Source organism: Sphingobacterium kitahiroshimense, assembly GCF_025961315.1.
In the GTDB taxonomy this organism is placed as follows: Bacteria; Bacteroidota; Bacteroidia; order Sphingobacteriales; family Sphingobacteriaceae; genus Sphingobacterium; species Sphingobacterium anhuiense.
In genome coordinates this window covers 306,579-326,339 of record NZ_JAOQNK010000001.1, presented here as the reverse complement: position 1 = coordinate 326,339, position 19,761 = coordinate 306,579, and the positions used below count along the sequence as shown (strand labels likewise).

The following is a 19,761-nucleotide window of genomic DNA, read 5'->3' as shown; positions in this document are numbered from 1 at the left end:
TTAATTCAATTTAAATTTTAATAATGTTGCTTTATTTGCTTTATCTCCACCCTCATTACCAATGTATAAACTGCCCGAATCATCAAATGCAATAGCTTCAGGCTGATTAAAAAGTGACGGATCTAATGGAAATGCGCCAACCACCTCCCATTTGTCATTTGCAACAACTAACATTTTATTAATTGAAGACAAAATATACCACTCGTTTGTCCGCTTGTTTTTAGTCAAAGCTGATGGCCGAAACTGTTTTCCTTTTAAACTACTAATTAAGTCAATTTGTTTCTCATCAATTTTAAATTCCCCTTTTTTGAAAAAATCACCCTCTTTAGAAAGTCCCAATACATAACCAGTAACTGTGCTAGACGATTTATCAACAGCACATTTCTTACATATAATATACAATAAACTGTCTGATTGAGAGGCCGCTAGTGATTCATATTCAGCTTTAGGAATCAGGTCTTTTCCTACTTTAACATTTGTAGCTTCCCTTTGAAGTATATCACTGTAAGGAAACGAATAGACTGTACCTTTACTTTCTAGCACTACAATATATCCATTACTGATGGCAATTCCCTCGTAGTCACCTTTCTTTGCAAACTTGATCTGCTGGTACTGGTGTTCACCTGGCGCAAAATAATACACCAGACCATTTTCATCCTCGTTTGCAAAGATATGTTTGGAGCTTTCTGCAGGAAATGCTATTCCAGATAGTTCATGAAGAGCATCTGGTAAAAATAATTTTTCTCCTTTATTGAAATCATAGCCCTTTGGACTCCTATAAACTTGAGTAGTTTGTGCACATGCTGTCAAGAAAAATAGACTAGCAATAGGCATACATATCAATAATAATTTTCTACCATTCATTTCCTTACTCATTTAGTTGTTTACAATAATCATAAATACACTCTTGGGCGCGAATACCTTTATCAACAGATCTTTCGATGGAATCCATATGTTCATCCAGAACTTCAGCAGACGTATCGTCTTCCAATTGTATAGCAATAATTGTTTGAATCTCCTTTTTTAATCGTCTATTAACAATCGGAAAACAAACTTCTATCCTATTGTATATATTACGGTGCATCCAGTCTGCCGATCCTAAATACACCTGTTCTTGACCATTATTGTTAAATATAAAAACTCTACTATGTTCTAAGTATCTATCTACAATACGTCTAACGCTAATATTTTCACTTAGACCGGCAACACCCGGTATTAGACGACAGATACTCCTGACTATTAATTGAATTACCACTCCAGCTTGACTTGCCTCATACAACTTTTGGATCATGCCCTTTTCTTCTAAATTATTGACCTTAATAATAATCCATGCTGGCAATCCCATCTTTGCAGATGCAATTTCCTGATCGATGAGCTGCATAAAACCTGCTGCCAAATTATATTGTGACACCAGTAAATACTTGAAATGGGTACTATAATAGGAAGTTTGATCTCGTCTTTTTTTTAACACATTAAACACCTCCATTACTTCTTGTAAGATTTCTTGCTGAGCAGTCAATAAAACATGATCAGCATACCTATGGGCTGTTTTTTCATTCAGATTGCCCGTAGAAAGTAAACCAAAATACTGGACGGCATTACCTTGTTTTGTTTTTACTAAAGCAATTTTAGCATGCACTTTTAAATTTGGAATACTATATAGTACATTTACACCTGCTGCTTTTAATTTCTTTGCCCAATAAATATTATTTTCCTCATCAAATCTCGCTTTTAATTCCACGAAAACAGTTACTTTTTTTCCATTTTTGACTGCATTTAATACTGCATGTAGAATTTTAGAATCACTAGCTACCCGATACATGGATATATATATTTCTTCCACATCTCGACGAACCGCTGCCTCATTAAAAAATCTAAGCACCACATCATAAGACTCGTAGGGAGTATTAACGAGGATGTCTTCAACACTAATTTCATCTAACAAAGATAAAAATGAAGATTTAAACCGATAAGGTATTGGAGGTTGAGGTCTATATTTCCACTCTTTTTTATCAATCGGAAAAGAAAAAAAATCTTTTAGATTATGATAGTTACCTCCTTTTATACAACTAGATTTGCGAAGTTTAAACAACTTAATCAATGCACTTAAAAGATCATCTGGAAGATCTGGCTGATAGAGTAAACGTGTTGCTAGCCCAAAATCTCTTTTTCTGATCTGCTTTTCAATTTTCAGAAGCAACGAGCCTTCAAATTCATTATTTAACTCCAACTCTGCATCACGAGTCACCTTAAATGAATACATACCTGTAATGAAGTGATCTTTGAAAATATCTGGAAAGTTTTGCCTAATAATATCGTCAATAAAAACAATATAATTTTTATCTTCAGTGGCAACATAATAGAATCTGGAAACTTGATCCGACGGAATAGAAATCATTCCCAACTTATCAAGTTCCCCTTCTTTGAAAGTAAAAACAAAATAAAGTTGATTGTTTTTTGGAAAAAAAGTGACATCTTCAATAATAGATATTTCTAAGTATGATGCAATCCGTTCATAAAAATAATCTTTAGTTTGGTTAACAATAGTATCGGGGATTGTTTCATTATAGATGAAATGAATGTTAGCTGATTTTAAAGCAGGAATGATTTCACTTACCAAGATACTTCCAAAAAGAGATAACTGTTTTTTTATGCGTAACTTGACCTGTTTATAAATTTTAACGTCTTGCGAGTCATTATCTATGTTTTCCTGATGTTTAATCTTTTTCAAAGCAAGCAGTACGGGCATTCTAACCCGATAAAATTCGTCCAGATTTGAAGAGAAAATTGCTAAAAAATTAATGCTCTCTAATAGCGGAACTTGTTTTTTACCTGCTTCTCTCAAAATACGCTCATTAAACGATAACCAGCTCAAATCACGATTATAAAGACGTGTACTCACTTCTTCACTTTCAATGTTTAGCATACATTAGGAATTAATCAATACAACAATAATAAACGCACATACGGATACAATCAACCCGTACATAAAAATATTATAAGCTAATCGAAGTAATTTGAACTTTCTGCCCAACACAACACCCTGAGAATAGACATCTTTTATTAAAGTACTATACAGATAATCACGCTCTTCCATCATAAGTTTCATTCCGCTATTATAACTCTCTAGATTCATTCTGTAAAAGTTACCAAAAAACAACAAATTGACCTTTTTACTTTTCAAATCTTCATCGGTGTATTTTCCGTCCGGAACAGATGGTCGCGTTGCCAAAATAGCAATCACCATAGTTGCTAAACTAGTAAATAATAAAATTGATGTAGGAAATATTAAATGAGCATTATTGTCTAATTTACGTAATAGGAGCGCAATAACAACAGATAATATTATCGAATTAACAGTGATTAGGATATTGGATTTATTATCAGCCATATCACTTAAACGCTGATTATTAGTCGAGGTGATGCGAAACATTGTCTCAATCCCTCTTTCAGGTCTCCCGTTCTTTTTTTCTTGATCAGCAGTTCCAGAATTTTCTTTTTGTTTCAAAACCGTCATATTCTGCTGCTTTTTATTCTCTAGTAAATTACGACCATAATCCGTATGATAATGATGATCTTCCATTAATTTAATCGTATTTTTTCGCCACTCATCTTTACTCACTACATATCCACAAGCTTTCGCTTCTTGACGCATCAATTTATTGCGGGCATCAAAGCGATCGCTGCCTAAGTGAAATAAATCAGCATCACAAACAATTTCTTCCAATAGATTCTTTGGTGATTGCGGTAATTTTGTCGCTAATATACAGCCAGACACAGACTGAATAAAACTATCATCAACATCTTTTGAATGAAGGAAATCTGAAGCAATGGCCGCACTCCTCTCTTCATGACTATCTTTGCCATGAACACAATAACCAAGATCATGAAAATAGGCTGATAACGTTACAATTGCGGTGTCGCGCTCTTCAAGATTATAATAACTTGCCATTTTCTGAACTGCATCCACAACCTCCTGCGTATGTGCATCATTATGGAAGCTGAATTTTGAAAGGTCATGTTCATCCATATACTTATGTACAAATTTGGCCGTTTCCTTTATCAATTGAGAGTAGTCCATAAAATATAAATTAGTTTGGGTTGATCGTAATCAATACTGATTCAATATACATTACTATTATTTAAAGATAAGAATTAAATAATATCTTCTTAAGATCCATCCAAACAAAGATCATTTATTTTTGGCAGATATGGATGAAAATAATCATCCTAAAAGATACGATAAATAATAATATTACATTTTTCAAAAAAAGCTGAATACATTTTTGTATCCGGCTTTTTTTATCATTATTTATAAATTAAGGTTACATATAGCATTTTCTATTATTTAAACTGATTTATAGGTTTTGATACTGTTCTCAGTTTCGTAACATTATTTTGTAATTCCACCCATGCAAAATATACCTGATCTCCTACAAGCTCCATCTGAGGAAAACCACTCTTTCTACTAGATGAAAGTTGTGTAACTTTTCTCAACGGACCGGTTGTACCATCTTTATTAACGAGCATCGCATATAGATAAGTTAAATCACCTTCAGTTTGCATCCAGCTTACTATCGCTTGGTCAGTATCAACAAGGGCTACATCAACACGCCCAAGTACACCCTTGTTACTGATCAATATAGGATCCATAAACTGCTCTCCACCATTACCTGAAAACACCAGTTGCACACGAGGAGTTTCATCTGATGCAGTAAACCATGCAACCGCTAAAGTATTACCAATAGCAGCTGATTTTGGTCCATTTACAGGACAACCCTGGATAAACCAATTATCGGCATGAATAGGAACCGGTTTAGTCCACCCATTTCCCAGCTTTCTTACAATAACAATATCACGTATATTATCAGAAGTACAGTCTCTATACAGTACCACCGGCCCATTTGCTGTTAGGCTAGTAGTCGTTTGACAGCAAGTACATGCACTGTCATCAACAATAGTTTCATCTTTTATTTCACCCTGAGCTGTTACTTCCGCAACCCTTACACTCATTGTTCCACTATGATGTCCATGAGCATGAGCATCAGTAACCATATTTCGACCATCTAACCAAGTAACCAAAAAACTACTGTCACGATAAGGAATCATAGATACAAATCCATGTTCAGTAGCCGTATGGTCACTGTGCAACAATTTATAATGAGTAGATCCTTGATGATCAGAAACATTAAATTTAATATCATAAGCCATCTTACCTGTGGTTGAGAGTTGTAGATAATGACTCAATATCTTCCCTTTATGCATAGCAAGCATAGGATAATCGGCCCAATTCACAAACCAGTTTTTACCAGAAGCTAGTAGTACCTGTGGTTGCCATTTCCCGTTTTGAAGCTTACTGTACCGTAAGCTAGGATTCGAGTTTGATACTGTATCTACCCAAGATAAATATAATTGCCCCGCATAAGACGTTAGATGTGGCAGAACAGCATTTGATCCTTCTTCAAATGGAATTTCCTGAAAATCAGTTTCCTTTTTCAGCTTATTATCACATGCAGACAGCAATAGTATCATATATAGCAATCCAATTATTTTAATTGTATTTTTCATAAGAATAACTTTTAGTAACCAATAGTTTGTTTCATTCCACTAGCGCTAATTTCATTAGCCGGAATCGGATAGATCATTTTTACAGATATAGCTGGTATATTCAAATTTTTACTATTAAGTCCAGTATTGATATGATCAGTTAGCTTCCTTTCTAAAGCCGTTCCAGTTCTGATCAAATCATAGATTTCATGCCCCTCTAGTGCTAATTCTTTCCGTCTCTCCTTTGCAATTCTATTTAATAACCCCACACCACTTTCAGTAGCCCTATCCCGTTGAAAATCGCCAGTTCTTCGTTTAATCAACATATTTAAATAACGAAGTGCAGCTTCTTCTCCTCCTGTGGCCCCATTTGCACAAGCCTCAGCAGCAATTAACACAATCTCTGAAAGCCTGATGACAGGAATGTTATGAATACTTAAGCCAGACCCACCACTTCTATTGATGTATTTCACAAAAGCATTCTTCGTCCCTTCCTTATCAGTCAATAGTAGATTAGCACGTGGATCTGCAACATATTCCTTCAGTAAATCACTAAAAGTCTGTGTCGCTAAAATATCTCCCTGTCCCCCTGCTCTAAAATCAAATTGAGCACCTAAACCATTACTCCCCGGCGAGTTATCATTTGTGACACTTAGCTCAAATATTGATTCAGAATTATAATCTGAAAAAACATAATTCGTCAATCCCATCAGTTTTTCTTCAGGTATAACTTCCATTACTTTTTGAGCATAATGAAGTGCCATCTGCCAATTCTCTTGATACAAATATACTCTTGCCATAAGCGCCTGTACTCCAACTTTAGTAATATACTTGGAACTCCCTGCTGCGGGAACACTCTCCTTTAGCAAAGTTTCAGCCATCAGTAAATCGATCAAGATCTGATTGTATGTCTGTGCCAGGGTTCCCCTTTCAATAACCACCTCATTTGGTGTAAGCTTTAATGGAATCCCCTGTGACTTTCCTTTATCCTTTATCCATGGATATGCAAATGTTCTGGAAAGATCAAAATAGACCATTCCACGTAATGCTAAAGATTCAGCTTTAATTTGTGCACGAAGTGCATCATCACCAATAGCACGATCTATATTAGCCAAAATTAGATTGAGGTTGCCGATTACTTTATAACATTGCAACCATAATATCGACGCACTACCGTTGTTATTACCACTTTCTTCATAACGATATTCGATCTGTTCATAATTTCTTGGATTGTATATGGTTTGTACGAATCTAAAATCTGCACTTTTTACGGCAGATCGCTTATATAGCACTCTTCCCAAATAATTACCATTTGAAATTTCATTATATGATCCCGCGAGCAAGCGTTTTAACTTGTCTACCGAATTGATCACCAGTTCCTCTGATATGACATGATCCGGCTTTTGATTTAATAAGTCCTTCTGACACCCCATAAGGATTGTCAAAATCAGCATAAAAGCTCCACTTATATAGTATTTATTTCTCATGTAAGATATCTTATAATTTGAATTGAACGCCTATTAAAACACTTCTCGAAGTTGGCGTTTGAAATAAATTGACTCCATTAGTAATTGCTTCAGGATCAAAATCGTCTAATTTTGTCCATAAAAGCAGATTATCGCCTTGAATAAAACAGGTAGCACCTTGCAAAAACCTAAATTTATCCAAATGATAGCTCAACCGTATATTTCTAACCTTTAAATAATCGGCATTATATAGATGTCTGGTAGACACATCATTTGAAAAAGTATTATTACCATTAATGCGTATCGGTACTTTTGAATCTGGATTAAGTGGGGTCCAAGGGTTCAATTGAGCTTTTGTGCTTGTAAACTGTGGTAAAAAACCATCATCATCACGTTTAAATGCAGTCCAATCATAAGCTTTGCCTCCAATTCCATAATTTAACAATACATCAAGACTAAATTTTTTGAAATTAAATTGATTTAAAAAACCTCCTTGAACCTTTTGTACAGCGTTTCCGAAAATTCCAAATCCGGCCTCCTCTGCATTTGTCGTCAGCTCGCCTGTTCTTCTTCCATCTTTAAGAACATGGTAGCTTGCCAAACCATTTTCATGGTTTACTCCAGCATAATCTCTTAGATAAAATGAATTTAAGCTTTCGCCAACTTTAGTAATAAGGGGATTTTGACCGTTGGATGAACTATAGGTCGGAATAAGATCAGATGGTAACTTAGTAATTTCATTATGGAGGATGGTCCCATTAATACGTGTATCCCACTTCAAGTCCTTATGGTCAATTACTCTGTATTTCATACTAAATTCCCAACCCCAATTCTTCATTTCGCCATAATTTTGCAATTGGCTAGTGAATCCTGTAGTTGAAGAAACTGGTATATTTAACAATAAATTGCTCGTTTTTTTATTAAAATAATCTAATGTAATATCTAAAGTATTAAACAATCGCGCATCTAAACCCAGATCAATATTTTTACTTAGCTCCCAAGATAAATTTGGATTAGCTAACTGTCCATAAGACAATCCCGATTCCGAAGCATAAGCCTTACCTGCCGTCGTGAAAAAACCTAAAGAAGCATAAGAAGCTGGCGGCAGATTTCCGTTAGTCCCCATACTTCCTCTAAGTTTTAAAAGATTAATTTTATTATGATTAATAAAATTCTCATCAGAGATTAACCATGCTCCCGAAACCGACCAAAAATTACCCCAACGGGAATCTTTTCCAAATCGCGATGAGCCATCACTTCGTATACTTCCAGAAATAAAATATTTATTGGATAAATTATAATTCAAACGACTGAAATAAGAAATCAAAGCATAGTTATCCGATTGACCATTCCATGACCACAATGTTCCAATACTGCTCGAAGACAACAATTCATTATCCAAAATATCATATCCTGAATTGTTAATGGACTTCATTTTGGATTCCTCTGCCTCAAATCCAGCAAGAATATCAAAAGAATGCTTATTTATCCTATTTTGATAAGACAATATATTAGAAGTCATTAATTGAGAGCGCTGTCCCTGAGCAACATAAAGCGCCCCATTCCATTGTCCTCCTCCAGCTCCAAATACTTTATTATCATATAAAGTCTCTTCCAGACTTTGATGATCAATACCTAAAGTTGATTTAAATTTAATTGAATAAGGCAATACTAATTCTGCAAAGGCTGAACCCCTTAACCGCAAATCTTTATTTTCATATTTTCCCACTTCAATCACTCCGATAGGGTTAGCATTTTTTTCAATGAGATTTGGTAGGTCTGCTATTCCCTGATAACCGGTTTTATCATATATAGGAGCTGCCTGCGGCAAGACCCTAGCCATAAATAAAGGATTTAATCCGCCAACGTATTCTGAATCATACTGTCCGCTATTACGGTCTGATTGAGCGACAGATAGATTAGCTCCAAAGTTTAACCATGATTTAGCCCTATTCTCCATATTCAACCTACCGGATTTTCGTTCGAGGTCCGATTTGATAATCGTACCATTTTGTTTTAGATATTCACCCGATGCGTAAAAAAGAGTCGACTCATTCCCACCACTTGCAGCAATAGAGTACTGTTGTGTAGTTCCTGTTCTGTAAATGGCATCTAACCAGTTTGAATTCGCATCATCATGACCATAAACGGAAGAATAATCTTTTTGAGCCAAAGATTGATAATGTTGTAACAACTGTGAATCGTTATAAATACGGGTATAATCCGATCCTTCATTATTTTGAATATATTGATTCACCTGACCAACTTGCCAAAGCTGTTTAAAGTCCTGATTTGAAATAGTCTTCTCTTTAGTTAGATTAGAAAGTATTCCGCCTTGCGAAAGTACACTGAGAATAGTTTCCCCCTTACGTCCTTTTTTTGTCGTGATTAAGATAACACCATTTGCAGCTCTTGAACCATACAGAGAAGCAGCGGCCGCATCTTTCAAAACAGTAATACTTTCAATATCATTTGAATTGATAGATGTAAGTGGATTAATTTGATTAACGGCACCGTTACCTCCTATTTTTGAATTGTTATCACTGTTCATAACAACTCCATCCAATACATAAAGAGGTTCTCTAATTCCATTAATCGAACCCATCCCCCTAATCTGAACACTCGACTTACCACCAGGTTGACCGGTAGTATAAACATGAAGACCTGTTACATTTCCCTGCAATGAAGTCTCAAAACTTACCGCTGATGTTTTAGTTAAATTATCTGCTTTTATCTCCTGTAACGAGCCCGTGAAATTACGCTTATTGGCACTGCCGTATGCAGTCACCACAACTTCATCAATAATACTCGACTCCTCTTCTAGCGTAACCAAAACTTTATGCCCTGCATTAACTTGGATAAGCTTATTTTTAAAACCAACTGCAGAAAATTGCAATGAGGGAGTATTATTATTAGTTTTTAATGAAAATTGACCGTACTGGTTCGTTTGAGTGCGATTAACTGTTCCCGCCTCGACTACAGTCACATGAGCAATTGGCTTACCCTTAGCATCCTCAACGGCCCCAGTAATCGTAATCTGTTTAAATAAAATCTGGTCTGGATATACTCCTGCAAATAGCGTCCGACTATTGATCAATTGCAATGTAATGATCAAGCCGAGCACATAACCTAGTCCCATAGGACTTTTAGATAGTGGCATAATGACATAAAATACTTGTTTGGCTCACATGACAGTCGCTTACATTATAGTTCATATAATGCAACAAAAAACTTCATAATCGGAACCATCCAATTGTTAAAACTGATGTAAAATAAGGCCTGTAGCCATAGGATACTGAATTGAAGTTCTCTAAAACTTCAATTCAGAAACAAAATATTTTATGTAAACTGGGGAGGACGAAAAGGATTTCCTAGATATATTTTATGATAATAAACTGGGATATAAGCAACTTTAATAGATTTTTGTATAATAGGACTTAAGAAACAATGTTGAATTTCTTTGATCCAATCAACTTGAACCATTGCATTATCAACCGGAAGGCGATCAGATTGTTCCTTTTTCTTGGATTCTGCGATTTTCTTAGCCAAAAAACAAGTACCATCACAATGCAACATCGGTTTATCTTTGTTCACACAAAAATACTCCTTGATATAGTCGACATTCGCCAAATAAAAAAGCGTAGGAACAAACGGTTTCATTAGAAAGACCATAGTCATTGTCATAATAAAAATTCGTCCTAGATTCATTCTTTGTTGTAAGTCAATTTGGGCAAAAATAGCTTTTATAAATATCCAAAACAAAGATTATCTATTAAAAATAAATAGCAAATACTAAAGTGAATATTCACACAAATAAATACAACAAAATATATAACAGTTAATTATAAAACTTTTCTAACTTAATAATAGAAGTATAATTCCAATCAAAGCTGGTAATGCTTGCTTAAAAAAAATACCTTTTTCTGCTGTTGCACCCCCATAAATACCCGCTATAAAAACACAACTTAGAAAAAACAAAGCTATATTATGTTGCCATAAAGAGTCTCCTATTAAAAGCGACCAAAAAAGACCAGCAGATAAGAAGCCGTTGTAGAGGCCTTGATTTGCGGCTAGAACTTTGGTATCCTTAAATAAGTGTTTAGGTAAAGATCTAAATGTTTCCTTACCCTTGGTTTCCCATGCAAACATCTCTAACCATAAAATATAAAGATGTTCTACAGCAACAATACCAATCACAATTTTTGCTGTAATTCCAATAATTCCTTCCATATAAGTAATATAAAAATGAATTTAATCAATATTTTTTAATAAGAGGTTTATCAATAATATATAGTAAGAAATTAACACTTACCTTTTATGCATCAGTAATAATGGAATACTGGTATTTAATGTTAACTTTTTTGTTTCGCTTTTATGAAATAAATTTTCTAAAAAACCTCTTTTAAGAGGTACTGCAACAATGAGCCCAACTTGTTTAGACTGTGCAAATTGTAGTAAAACCGGCACGGTATCTTTACTTTTTAAATAGTGAAACTCAGGATTGAGATCATCGATAAGCTCATGTAAAACGGTCTGCTCCTGTACTAAAGATACCGCATCCATATCATTTTCCTCACCAACATTGACTACAAAAAGATGTGCGTTTAGATCACGTACAAACTCTTTTAGCTTCTTATAAGGAAGAATTTGAACAATATTTTTTAGGTCGCAAGCCAGCATTACATTATCCATACGATATGATTTCGAGTTTGAAGGAACAAGCAGAAGATCTAAACTATGGTTTTTCATTAAATGGGCAGGTATTTTTCCAACACTGTTTTTACCCCCATCATCACTTCCATTTATACCTAATACGACAAGATCAATATTCTTCTCCTGTACGATTTCATGAACAGCCTCAACAACAGGTTTAGAGTCAATCAGAACATCGATCTCGACATCTTGCAATACTTCTAATAATTCATTGCGTAATTTTTGAAGTGTGGCAATTGAATTTTCAAATAATTGATGTTCATCACCTAAAATAGGAATTTTAATCCCATCAGGCACCAATGTGTCAATACCTTGGGGGCCAAATGAATGATAAATCAATATCCGTTGTATACCAAGCTGTAATCCATTTTCTTTGATATAACCTATTGTTTGCTCTGTAGCGGAAGAAAAATCGGTGAGAATAAGAATAGACTTCATAATCAAATCATTTAATTGATAGCTACATATTCATTTTACTAGAAAATAATTGACCAACAAATCAATATTTTCCACATTAAATATCCACACAACAATTATGCCTGTATAATGAACCTAAACAATATAACACAGTAAAAATGACAACGATTATATTAAAATAAATCATCGAATCGAGTACTGGCTTTCATTGATTATAATACTAATTTTCATTAAATTAGTAATGAACTAATCTATGAGCAAGATCAATGGATTAATATTGGTCCTTATAAAAATTTAGGGAATATACTTTCAAATCAGAAAAGAGCATGTTCGACATCTCATTAAATCATTAATGAACGATCATAAATGAATTCAAAACTATACGTACACTCAATAAACGAAACCACTACAAAATGACTAATTCCAAAATTAAAGTGATCATCACCGGCGCAAGTGGAATGGTCGGAGAAGGTGTCCTACAGGAATGCATTGCTGATGATAAAGTTCAAAGTATTCTTGTCATTGGTAGAAAACCTTGTGGATATTCGGGAGGGAAAATTAAGGAAATCCTGCACAGCGACTTTAGTACTATCTCCGTTATTTCTGATCAATTAAAAGAATATGACGCATGTTTTTTCTGTGCCGGAATTTCATCTTTAGGCATAAATGAAGATCAATTTACCAAGATTACTTATGATCTAACCTTAAGTTTTGCAAAAACCTTTGCTGAGGTCAATCCCAATAGCATATTTTGCTACATATCTGGAGCGGGTACGGATAGCAGTGAAAAAGGGAAACAAATGTGGGCAAGAGTAAAAGGAAAAACAGAAAATGATCTTTTGAAACTTCCTTTTAAATCTGTTTACAATTTCAGACCAGCATTTATGAAACCCAATAAAGGGGCTAAAAATGTAAAAGGATTTTACAGAGTAATTAACGCTATTTTTCCATTATTGAGAGCATTCAATAAAAACTATTTTTTAACGTTACAAGAGGTAGGAAAAGCGATGATAAATATTACTGTTAACGGATATCCATCACATACTATAGAAGTTAAGGATATCGCAATTCTTGCTAATAATAAATAAGGAGAATCCAATTTCCCTTAGTTCCTATTAAAAAATATTATTCACTAAATATGCACCACATAATTATTTTACATATTTATCCCCTATAATCCAATAGAGCAATTTGCGATTGCTCTATTGGTATTATTCGACAACAACTATCTTTCAAACTAAGGCTACATGAGATAATACTCCTCCCACCCTTTTGCAGGTGGAGGGCCGGCCAATAAAGCATTAGCAAAAATGTCATTGACAATTTCGTTCTTTTCAGAATCAAAAATAAGCTTTGTATTTAAACGCTGTGCAATAACACCTAAACAAAAAACTTGACTCAATGGCCCGGCTATTTCAAACGGCGATCTTGTTTTTTCTTCACCTTTACATCCCTTTAAGAAATTAGCAAAATGGTCTGATGGCGAATTTGGTACCACAGGTAACTTTGACTGCAGTTCTTGCGCTTTAGATTCTGGAATGATTTGTAACGTACTTCCATGTGAACCGCCTTTAAATAGAAGATCTTTACTATAGATAATTTTACCTGGTTCAATTTTGCTGGTTCAAGCTTCCCTGTACTTGGTGCAGGAATATTTGGATCTAATCCTGAAACACCATAACCTTCAGGTATCGGAGGAAGATTGTTCAATCCATCGTACCAATTAATATCTACTGCAGGCATTCTCCTTCTTTTTGGAAAATGAAACTTAAGTGTAGAAGACATCGGAAAGAAATATGAATTATGTCCTTCCAGATTAACGGCTGTAATTTCAGTAGGTAAACCCAGATTAAGAAATTCATGAGCAGTATCCAATATATGTGCTCCCCAATCACCAAGTGCGCCCATGCCAAAATCATACCAGCATCGCCATTGCCCATTGACGAAATCTTTATTATAGTCATGCCCCATAGTCTGCATCTGCCACAGATCCCAATCCAATGTCTGAGGAACAGCTGTAGCAGCTGGAAACCTTTTCATATGCACATCCCAACCATGCCATCTACGAGGCATATTCATGTGTGCATCAATACGCGTCACATCCTTAATAATTCCAGCATCTTTCCATGCTTTAAATTGAAAATAATTAGCTTCCGAATGTCCCTGATTACCCATCTGCGTGACTAGCTTGGGGGATTTCTTTGCTTTATTTGTCATCAATTCAACTTCAAGAAAAGTTCTTGCCATAGGTTTTTCTACGTAGACATGCTTCCCAAGATCTAAAGCTAACATTGTAACCGCGAAATGGGAAAAATCAGGTGTTCCAATACTTACAGCATCAATCTGATTAGACATTTTATCAAACATAATTCTGAAATCCTTAAATCGGGGTACATCAGGAAACATCGAAAGAATCTCCTGTGTATGTTTAGCGCCCAGATCAACATCGCAAAGGGCAACAATATTACATAAACCGGTCTTATACAACGATTTGATGATTTCTCCAGCTCTGTTTCCCAAACCTACGCAAGCTAAATTAACACGTTCATTAGGCTTCGCCAAATTAATGTTTCCAAATACACTATTTGCCATTAATACAGCTCCACCCGCTAACGCAGATTTTTTCATAAAACTTCTACGCGATAAATAATGATTCATACTTTTATAATTTAGTTACTAGCATTGATTTTAATACTTCGGAATGATACTTGATCGCCATGATCCTGCAATAGAATATAACCTTCATTAGCCTCTCCAAAATTCACCCAATCCTTATATTTGCTTTTTGCAACCAAGTCCTTAAATTCTTTAGAACCTCGTTCATAGCTCAACATTTTAACACCATTCAAATAGTGTTCAACTTTATTATCGGCAGTCACTACAACACGACCTCTATTCCACTCACCAATTGGTCTGCGAGCACGTCCATCTTGATTTGATGTCATCAAATCATACAGTGAAGCCAATGTACGATTGCCATCTCTACCTAACTTTGCGTCTGGATGCAACTTATCGTCCAACACCTGATACTCCAAGCCTATAGCAGATCCTTTTGTCTTCTCTTTGAGTGTTACAAAATATTTAACGCCGCTATTAGCTCCCGGACTGAGTTTAAATTCAAATGATAGATCAAAAACCTTATATTTATCTTTTGTCACAATATCACCACCATTAGTGGACTCACCACCATTGGACTTCAAAACCATTAATTGCCCATCTTTTACTTCCCAACCCTTTTCCGGAAATTTTGCCCCATTAACACTACGCCACCCATTGCTGCTCTTTCCGTCAAATAGCAATTTAACTCCATTTTTTTTCTCAGAAGCAACTACGTCGTTAGGTTTTAGATTTACGATGTAAATATCTCTAGGAAAAGCACGAGATTTTAAATTAGAAGTTTGGATCTTGATATTTTTAAAGTAAACCTTCTTTCCATCTAATTTCTCAGGTATACTATGTACTTGTAGACCTATAAATCCAGATCGGTCAATTGTATCCACGACATAGGAGACCGGAATATCATTTACCCAGGTACGTAACTCATCTCCAATAGCTTCAATGCGGATATGATTATATTCTTCTTGCTTATAAGCCTTCTTTGCATTTTCATTTAGATCCAGCGGATAAAGCCAACTACGACGTGCCTCATCATATATTCCACCAGTCCATGATCTTGAAGTAGGATCAATTTCAACCTGACGACCATACACCCGGCCAAGTCCGCCATACGCAGTAGGGTCTAAATGACTCCGTGTCTGAATACCCGAATTTGTTTGGTCTCCCTCAAGTTTCACATCTAGCTCTAATATAAAATCACCGTATTCCTTATCGGTGATTAAAAATGAATTAGGTGTCCCTTTAGTCATCCGTCCAACAATAGCATCCCCTTCTACAGAATAGGGTGCCTTGCCTCCTACAGATTTCCAGCCATTTAATGTTTTCCCATCAAATAGACTCATCCACCCTTTTTCTGTATCTGTATTCATCTGAGCATATGAGAATACGCCATTACTTAACATTGCACCGATAAAGACTGCTTTGACAATTGCATTTTTTTTCATTGGAATTATATTTTTAAACAAGATGAATCACGTATAAAGCATGAATTGATCTATAATAGTTTCACCTACATAATTAGTTATTGAGCACAAGGCTCATTTTATTCATATTTAATCAATATGATCAGGACAATCACTATATGTTTTCACATAAATTGCAATGATAAATGCTTTAGTAAAAACAATAATTAAAGAATCTATGAAATTAACTCATAAATATGATTATTGATCAAGAAATAATATAAAACGGTTTACAATTGAAAACATACATCATGGTAATTTTTCAATCAGTTGGTTTATCATTTTATTAAAATTAAAACAATAGTATCAATTACATATCTAAAAATCCACCAAAACAAATTAATTATTTACGAAAACGTTTGAATATGTCACTTATAACACATACTTACATTTCATATGCTACACTAAAAAAACAAATTAGCGCATTTAAATAACCGCAAAAAGATGAATTTACATTAATTAACAATTATTTTAAACAAAAATCTATTAATTACTGTTATGGAATCAGTAGCGATAGTGAAAAAATATTTCATTAAGTAAGGTACTTAAAAAGCATCAATTAACATATTAAGCGAACCAGATTAGCTTAGATTTTAGAATGGAAAAATAATTTTAAAAAGAATGCTCATTATTTAGTAAAAATTAGAAATAAGAAAAAATCAGTATCATGAAAGAAATCACCTCAAAATTTGAAAAAGTACTTAATGCATCTAGTTCTTATGGTAATGTAAATCACGAACCCGATTCAAGCAAAGAACAACAGCGAAATACTCCTCAGAAATCAATGCCATTTTCCGATCAAATTGGTAATTATCAACGCAATAAAGGTATTCCCCCAAAATCGTATCAAAATAGTAAAGTGTATATTATTGGAAGTGGTATTGCAGGTATGTCGGCCGCTTACTATTTCATAAGAGATGGACATATTCCTGCAGAAAACATAGTCTTTCTAGAGCAACTTCACATTGATGGCGGTTCCCTGGACGGATCTGGGAATGCTACAGAAGGATATGTGATTCGGGGAGGACGAGAAATGGATATGACCTACGAAAATTTGTGGGACATATTTCAAGATATTCCTGCTCTTGAAATGCCTGAACCTTATTCAGTTCTTGATGAATACCGTTTGATCAATGATAATGACTCCAACTTTTCCAAAGCACGGTTGATCCATAACAATGGAGAAATTAAGGACTTCAGCAAATTTGGATTAGCAAAATTAGACCAGCTTGCTATCATTAAACTTTTATTAAAGAAAAAAGAAGATTTAGACAATATCACGATATCGGATTACTTTAGTGAATCATTTTTGAGCAGTAATTTCTGGACTTTTTGGCGAACCATGTTTGCTTTCGAAAACTGGCATAGTTTATTGGAGCTAAAACTATACATGCATCGCTTTCTACATGCTATTGATGGGCTAAATGACCTATCTTCGCTTGTATTTCCAAAATATAACCAGTACGACACCTTCGTTACACCATTACGCCGTGTATTACAGAAAAAGGGCGTTAATATCAGATTAAATGTATTAGTTAGTGATCTACATATTCACAGCAATACGGAAGGGAAAACCGTCGAAAGTATCATTACTGAACAAGATGGAAAGGAAGTAATCATTCCAGTAGGAAAGGAAGATTTTGTGATCGTTACTACAGGCTCTATGACCGAAGATACGTTTTATGGCGACAATAAAACAGCACCCATTATTGAAATCGATAACAGTACAAGTGGACAAAGTGCCGGATGGAAATTATGGAAAAATCTCGCTGCTAAGTCGGAAGTATTTGGAAAACCAGAGAAATTTTGTAGTAATATTGAAAAGTCATCGTGGGAATCAGCTACATTAACTTGTAAACCTTCTGCTTTAATTGATAAACTGAAGGAATATTCGGTAAACGATCCATATTCTGGAAAAACAGTTACTGGAGGTATAATTACGATTACAGATTCCAATTGGTTGATGAGTTTTACCTGCAATAGGCAACCCCATTTCCCTGGACAACCTGACGATGTACTCGTTCTATGGGTATATGCATTGTTTATGGATAAACAAGGTAACTACATCAAAAAAACAATGCCAGCATGTACAGGAGATGAAATTTTGAGCGAATTATGTTTTCATCTAGGTATTGTGGATCAATTGGATGATGTGATTAAAAACACCATAGTAAGAACCTCATTCATGCCATACATTACCTCCATGTTTATGCCTCGCGCCAAAGGAGACCGCCCAAGAGTAGTCCCAAATGGTTGCAAAAATTTAGGCCTTGTGGGGCAATTTATTGAAACAAATAATGATGTCGTGTTCACCATGGAAAGTTCGGTGAGAACAGCACGAATCGCAGTATATGAATTACTGAACCTGAATAAACAAGTTCCAGATATTAATCCTTTACAATATGATATCCGCCACCTCTTGAAAGCGGCTAAAACTTTGAACGACGATAAGCCTTTCGTTGGAGAAGGTCTATTAAGAAAGGTGTTAAAAGGTTCATACTTTGAACATATTTTACCAATAGGAAGTAACGAAAATGATGATCATGAATCTTTTGTGCAAGAACAGATCACCAAGTTTAAAGACTGGATAAAAGGTATAAAAGGCTAATCAGCAACATGAAATCCAATGTAATTACAACAGTTACATTGGATTTTTTATTTTAATCATCGCAAACGATACAGTTAAAAAGAGATTTTCTTAATATTTCCTATTTGGATGATTTCGCATAATGGAATAATAAGACGCTGTAAAAGCAGCTAAACTTTTATATCCAACCATAAAACCGATTTCACTTAAAGTATGTTGTTTCCTATCTATGAGCTCAATACTCTTGAGCACCCGAATAAGTTGTATGTATTTTTTTAAGGTTATTCCTGTTTCCTTTTTAAACAAACGCTGCAGTGTACGGATTGACAATGTGGACTGCGCGGCAAGTTCTTCAATTTTAAGGTTTATAGTATAGTGATTATTTATATAATTGCAAACAGACAACAAACGTTGATCTCCAGGTACAGGTATTTGTAAGTAATTGCTCTCTTTGCAAAAATTAGGCAGGCTAATCTGCAATGCTTTTAAGAATATAGCCTGCTCTTCATCCTCAGTAAGAAGTTTATTCCATTTTGATGCGTACCGAAGCATCTCTATTAAAACAGCCGGTGCAGGAAATACATGAATGTCCTGAAAAAAACTGTTTTCTAAATCAGATTTAAATAAGACGACCATAAGTTTCACCTGTGAAGCTTCCGAAACAACACGATGTTTGAGACCCGAAGGAATCCAGATAACATGATTTTTAGGAACAAGGTATATATTACGATCCAGATGAAAATACTGGTACCCCTCTTCTACAAAAGTTAATTGACTTCGCGCATGAAGATGCTCATGTTCATCATGTTGCCAATTATCTTCATACCAAACATACATATCCTTTGGAATAAGATCTACATAGATTCCTTTACCTTGTTCCGTAAGTCCGCATTTCGATCTGTCGTTTTGCATGTTGTTTTTGGCAAATTTACTAAAAATGACTTACCTAATT

Annotated in this window: 15 protein-coding genes; 2 read left to right on the top strand and 13 right to left on the bottom strand. The window is 34.8% G+C overall.

Going from position 1 to position 19,761, the window contains the following annotated elements:
* The 9 genes from M2265_RS01410 to M2265_RS01370 form a co-directional block, all read right to left on the bottom strand.
* Positions 1-876, bottom strand: coding sequence for an SdiA-regulated domain-containing protein (locus M2265_RS01410; protein ID WP_132768400.1), 876 nt, complete (start codon positions 874-876; stop codon positions 1-3).
* A complete protein-coding gene (gene ppk1 / locus M2265_RS01405) occupies positions 869-2,926 on the bottom strand; it encodes a polyphosphate kinase 1 (RefSeq protein WP_132768402.1) in 2,058 nt (685 codons plus the stop codon). Before ppk1 ends, M2265_RS01410 begins: the two co-directional genes overlap by 8 nt.
* A gap of 3 nt (positions 2,927-2,929) precedes the next feature.
* Positions 2,930-4,081 carry a Pycsar system effector family protein gene (locus M2265_RS01400; protein WP_132768404.1) on the bottom strand — a complete coding sequence of 384 codons (1,152 nt, stop codon included), beginning with the start codon at positions 4,079-4,081 and terminating at the stop codon, positions 2,930-2,932.
* Positions 4,082-4,344: 263 nt separating this feature from the next.
* Complete coding sequence (locus M2265_RS01395) at positions 4,345-5,568, bottom strand: hypothetical protein (RefSeq protein ID WP_132768406.1); 1,224 nt, start codon at positions 5,566-5,568, stop codon at positions 4,345-4,347.
* 11 nt (positions 5,569-5,579) lie between these two features.
* Positions 5,580-7,034: a RagB/SusD family nutrient uptake outer membrane protein gene (locus M2265_RS01390; protein WP_132768408.1), complete on the bottom strand. Its 1,455-nt coding sequence runs from the start codon at positions 7,032-7,034 to the stop codon at positions 5,580-5,582.
* Positions 7,035-7,044: 10 nt separating this feature from the next.
* Positions 7,045-10,173, bottom strand: a complete 3,129-nt coding sequence (locus M2265_RS01385; protein ID WP_132768410.1) for a SusC/RagA family TonB-linked outer membrane protein — start codon at positions 10,171-10,173, stop codon at positions 7,045-7,047.
* Positions 10,174-10,352: 179 nt separating this feature from the next.
* Positions 10,353-10,775 (bottom strand): hypothetical protein, encoded by a 423-nt coding sequence (locus M2265_RS01380; protein WP_021188320.1) that lies wholly within the window; start codon positions 10,773-10,775, stop codon positions 10,353-10,355.
* Positions 10,776-10,868: 93 nt separating this feature from the next.
* The gene (locus tag M2265_RS01375; RefSeq protein WP_021188319.1) at positions 10,869-11,243 is read right to left on the bottom strand and encodes a DUF1304 domain-containing protein; all 375 of its coding nucleotides are present in this window, start codon (positions 11,241-11,243) and stop codon (positions 10,869-10,871) included.
* A 78-nt stretch (positions 11,244-11,321) separates the two neighbouring features.
* Positions 11,322-12,164, bottom strand: coding sequence for a universal stress protein (locus tag M2265_RS01370; protein ID WP_132768412.1), 843 nt, complete (start codon positions 12,162-12,164; stop codon positions 11,322-11,324).
* 392 nt (positions 12,165-12,556) lie between these two features.
* On the opposite strand from M2265_RS01370, the gene M2265_RS01365 reads away from it, so the two are divergent.
* Entirely contained in the window at positions 12,557-13,231 is a 675-nt protein-coding gene (locus tag M2265_RS01365; RefSeq protein WP_132768414.1) for an epimerase, read from the top strand.
* Between the two features lie 155 nt (positions 13,232-13,386).
* Here the strand turns inward: M2265_RS01365 and M2265_RS01360 are convergent, their stop codons facing one another.
* Genes M2265_RS01360 through M2265_RS01350 form a run of 3 tightly spaced genes read right to left on the bottom strand, consistent with a single transcriptional unit; the run spans position 13,387 to position 16,204 of the window.
* A complete protein-coding gene (locus M2265_RS01360; RefSeq protein WP_264599376.1) occupies positions 13,387-13,659 on the bottom strand; it encodes a hypothetical protein in 273 nt (90 codons plus the stop codon).
* The gene (locus M2265_RS01355; RefSeq protein ID WP_264599338.1) at positions 13,599-14,801 is read right to left on the bottom strand and encodes a Gfo/Idh/MocA family protein; all 1,203 of its coding nucleotides are present in this window, start codon (positions 14,799-14,801) and stop codon (positions 13,599-13,601) included. The genes M2265_RS01360 and M2265_RS01355 overlap by 61 nt, the downstream gene beginning before the upstream one ends.
* A gap of 11 nt (positions 14,802-14,812) precedes the next feature.
* Positions 14,813-16,204 carry a DUF1080 domain-containing protein gene (locus M2265_RS01350; RefSeq protein ID WP_132768416.1) on the bottom strand — a complete coding sequence of 464 codons (1,392 nt, stop codon included), beginning with the start codon at positions 16,202-16,204 and terminating at the stop codon, positions 14,813-14,815.
* Positions 16,205-16,889: 685 nt separating this feature from the next.
* Here M2265_RS01350 and M2265_RS01345 point away from each other — a divergent pair.
* The gene (locus M2265_RS01345; RefSeq protein ID WP_132768418.1) at positions 16,890-18,830 is read left to right on the top strand and encodes an oleate hydratase; all 1,941 of its coding nucleotides are present in this window, start codon (positions 16,890-16,892) and stop codon (positions 18,828-18,830) included.
* Between the two features lie 90 nt (positions 18,831-18,920).
* On the opposite strand, the gene M2265_RS01340 is transcribed toward M2265_RS01345, so the two are convergent.
* Entirely contained in the window at positions 18,921-19,721 is an 801-nt protein-coding gene (locus M2265_RS01340; protein ID WP_132768420.1) for a helix-turn-helix domain-containing protein, read from the bottom strand.
* Positions 19,722-19,761: the final 40 nt, after the last annotated feature.

Coding starts and splice junctions, on each gene's coding strand:
- M2265_RS01355 (WP_264599338.1), bottom strand. CDS start 14,801: ATGAATCATTATTTATCGCGTAGAAGTTTTATGAAAAAATCTGCGTTA.
- M2265_RS01370 (WP_132768412.1), bottom strand. CDS start 12,164: ATGAAGTCTATTCTTATTCTCACCGATTTTTCTTCCGCTACAGAGCAA.
- M2265_RS01350 (WP_132768416.1), bottom strand. CDS start 16,204: ATGAAAAAAAATGCAATTGTCAAAGCAGTCTTTATCGGTGCAATGTTA.
- M2265_RS01410 (WP_132768400.1), bottom strand. CDS start 876: ATGAGTAAGGAAATGAATGGTAGAAAATTATTATTGATATGTATGCCT.
- M2265_RS01375 (WP_021188319.1), bottom strand. CDS start 11,243: ATGGAAGGAATTATTGGAATTACAGCAAAAATTGTGATTGGTATTGTT.
- M2265_RS01400 (WP_132768404.1), bottom strand. CDS start 4,081: ATGGACTACTCTCAATTGATAAAGGAAACGGCCAAATTTGTACATAAG.
- M2265_RS01340 (WP_132768420.1), bottom strand. CDS start 19,721: ATGCAAAACGACAGATCGAAATGCGGACTTACGGAACAAGGTAAAGGA.
- M2265_RS01365 (WP_132768414.1), top strand. CDS start 12,557: ATGACTAATTCCAAAATTAAAGTGATCATCACCGGCGCAAGTGGAATG.
- M2265_RS01390 (WP_132768408.1), bottom strand. CDS start 7,034: ATGAGAAATAAATACTATATAAGTGGAGCTTTTATGCTGATTTTGACA.
- M2265_RS01345 (WP_132768418.1), top strand. CDS start 16,890: ATGAAAGAAATCACCTCAAAATTTGAAAAAGTACTTAATGCATCTAGT.
- M2265_RS01395 (WP_132768406.1), bottom strand. CDS start 5,568: ATGAAAAATACAATTAAAATAATTGGATTGCTATATATGATACTATTG.
- ppk1 (WP_132768402.1), bottom strand. CDS start 2,926: ATGCTAAACATTGAAAGTGAAGAAGTGAGTACACGTCTTTATAATCGT.
- M2265_RS01385 (WP_132768410.1), bottom strand. CDS start 10,173: ATGCCACTATCTAAAAGTCCTATGGGACTAGGTTATGTGCTCGGCTTG.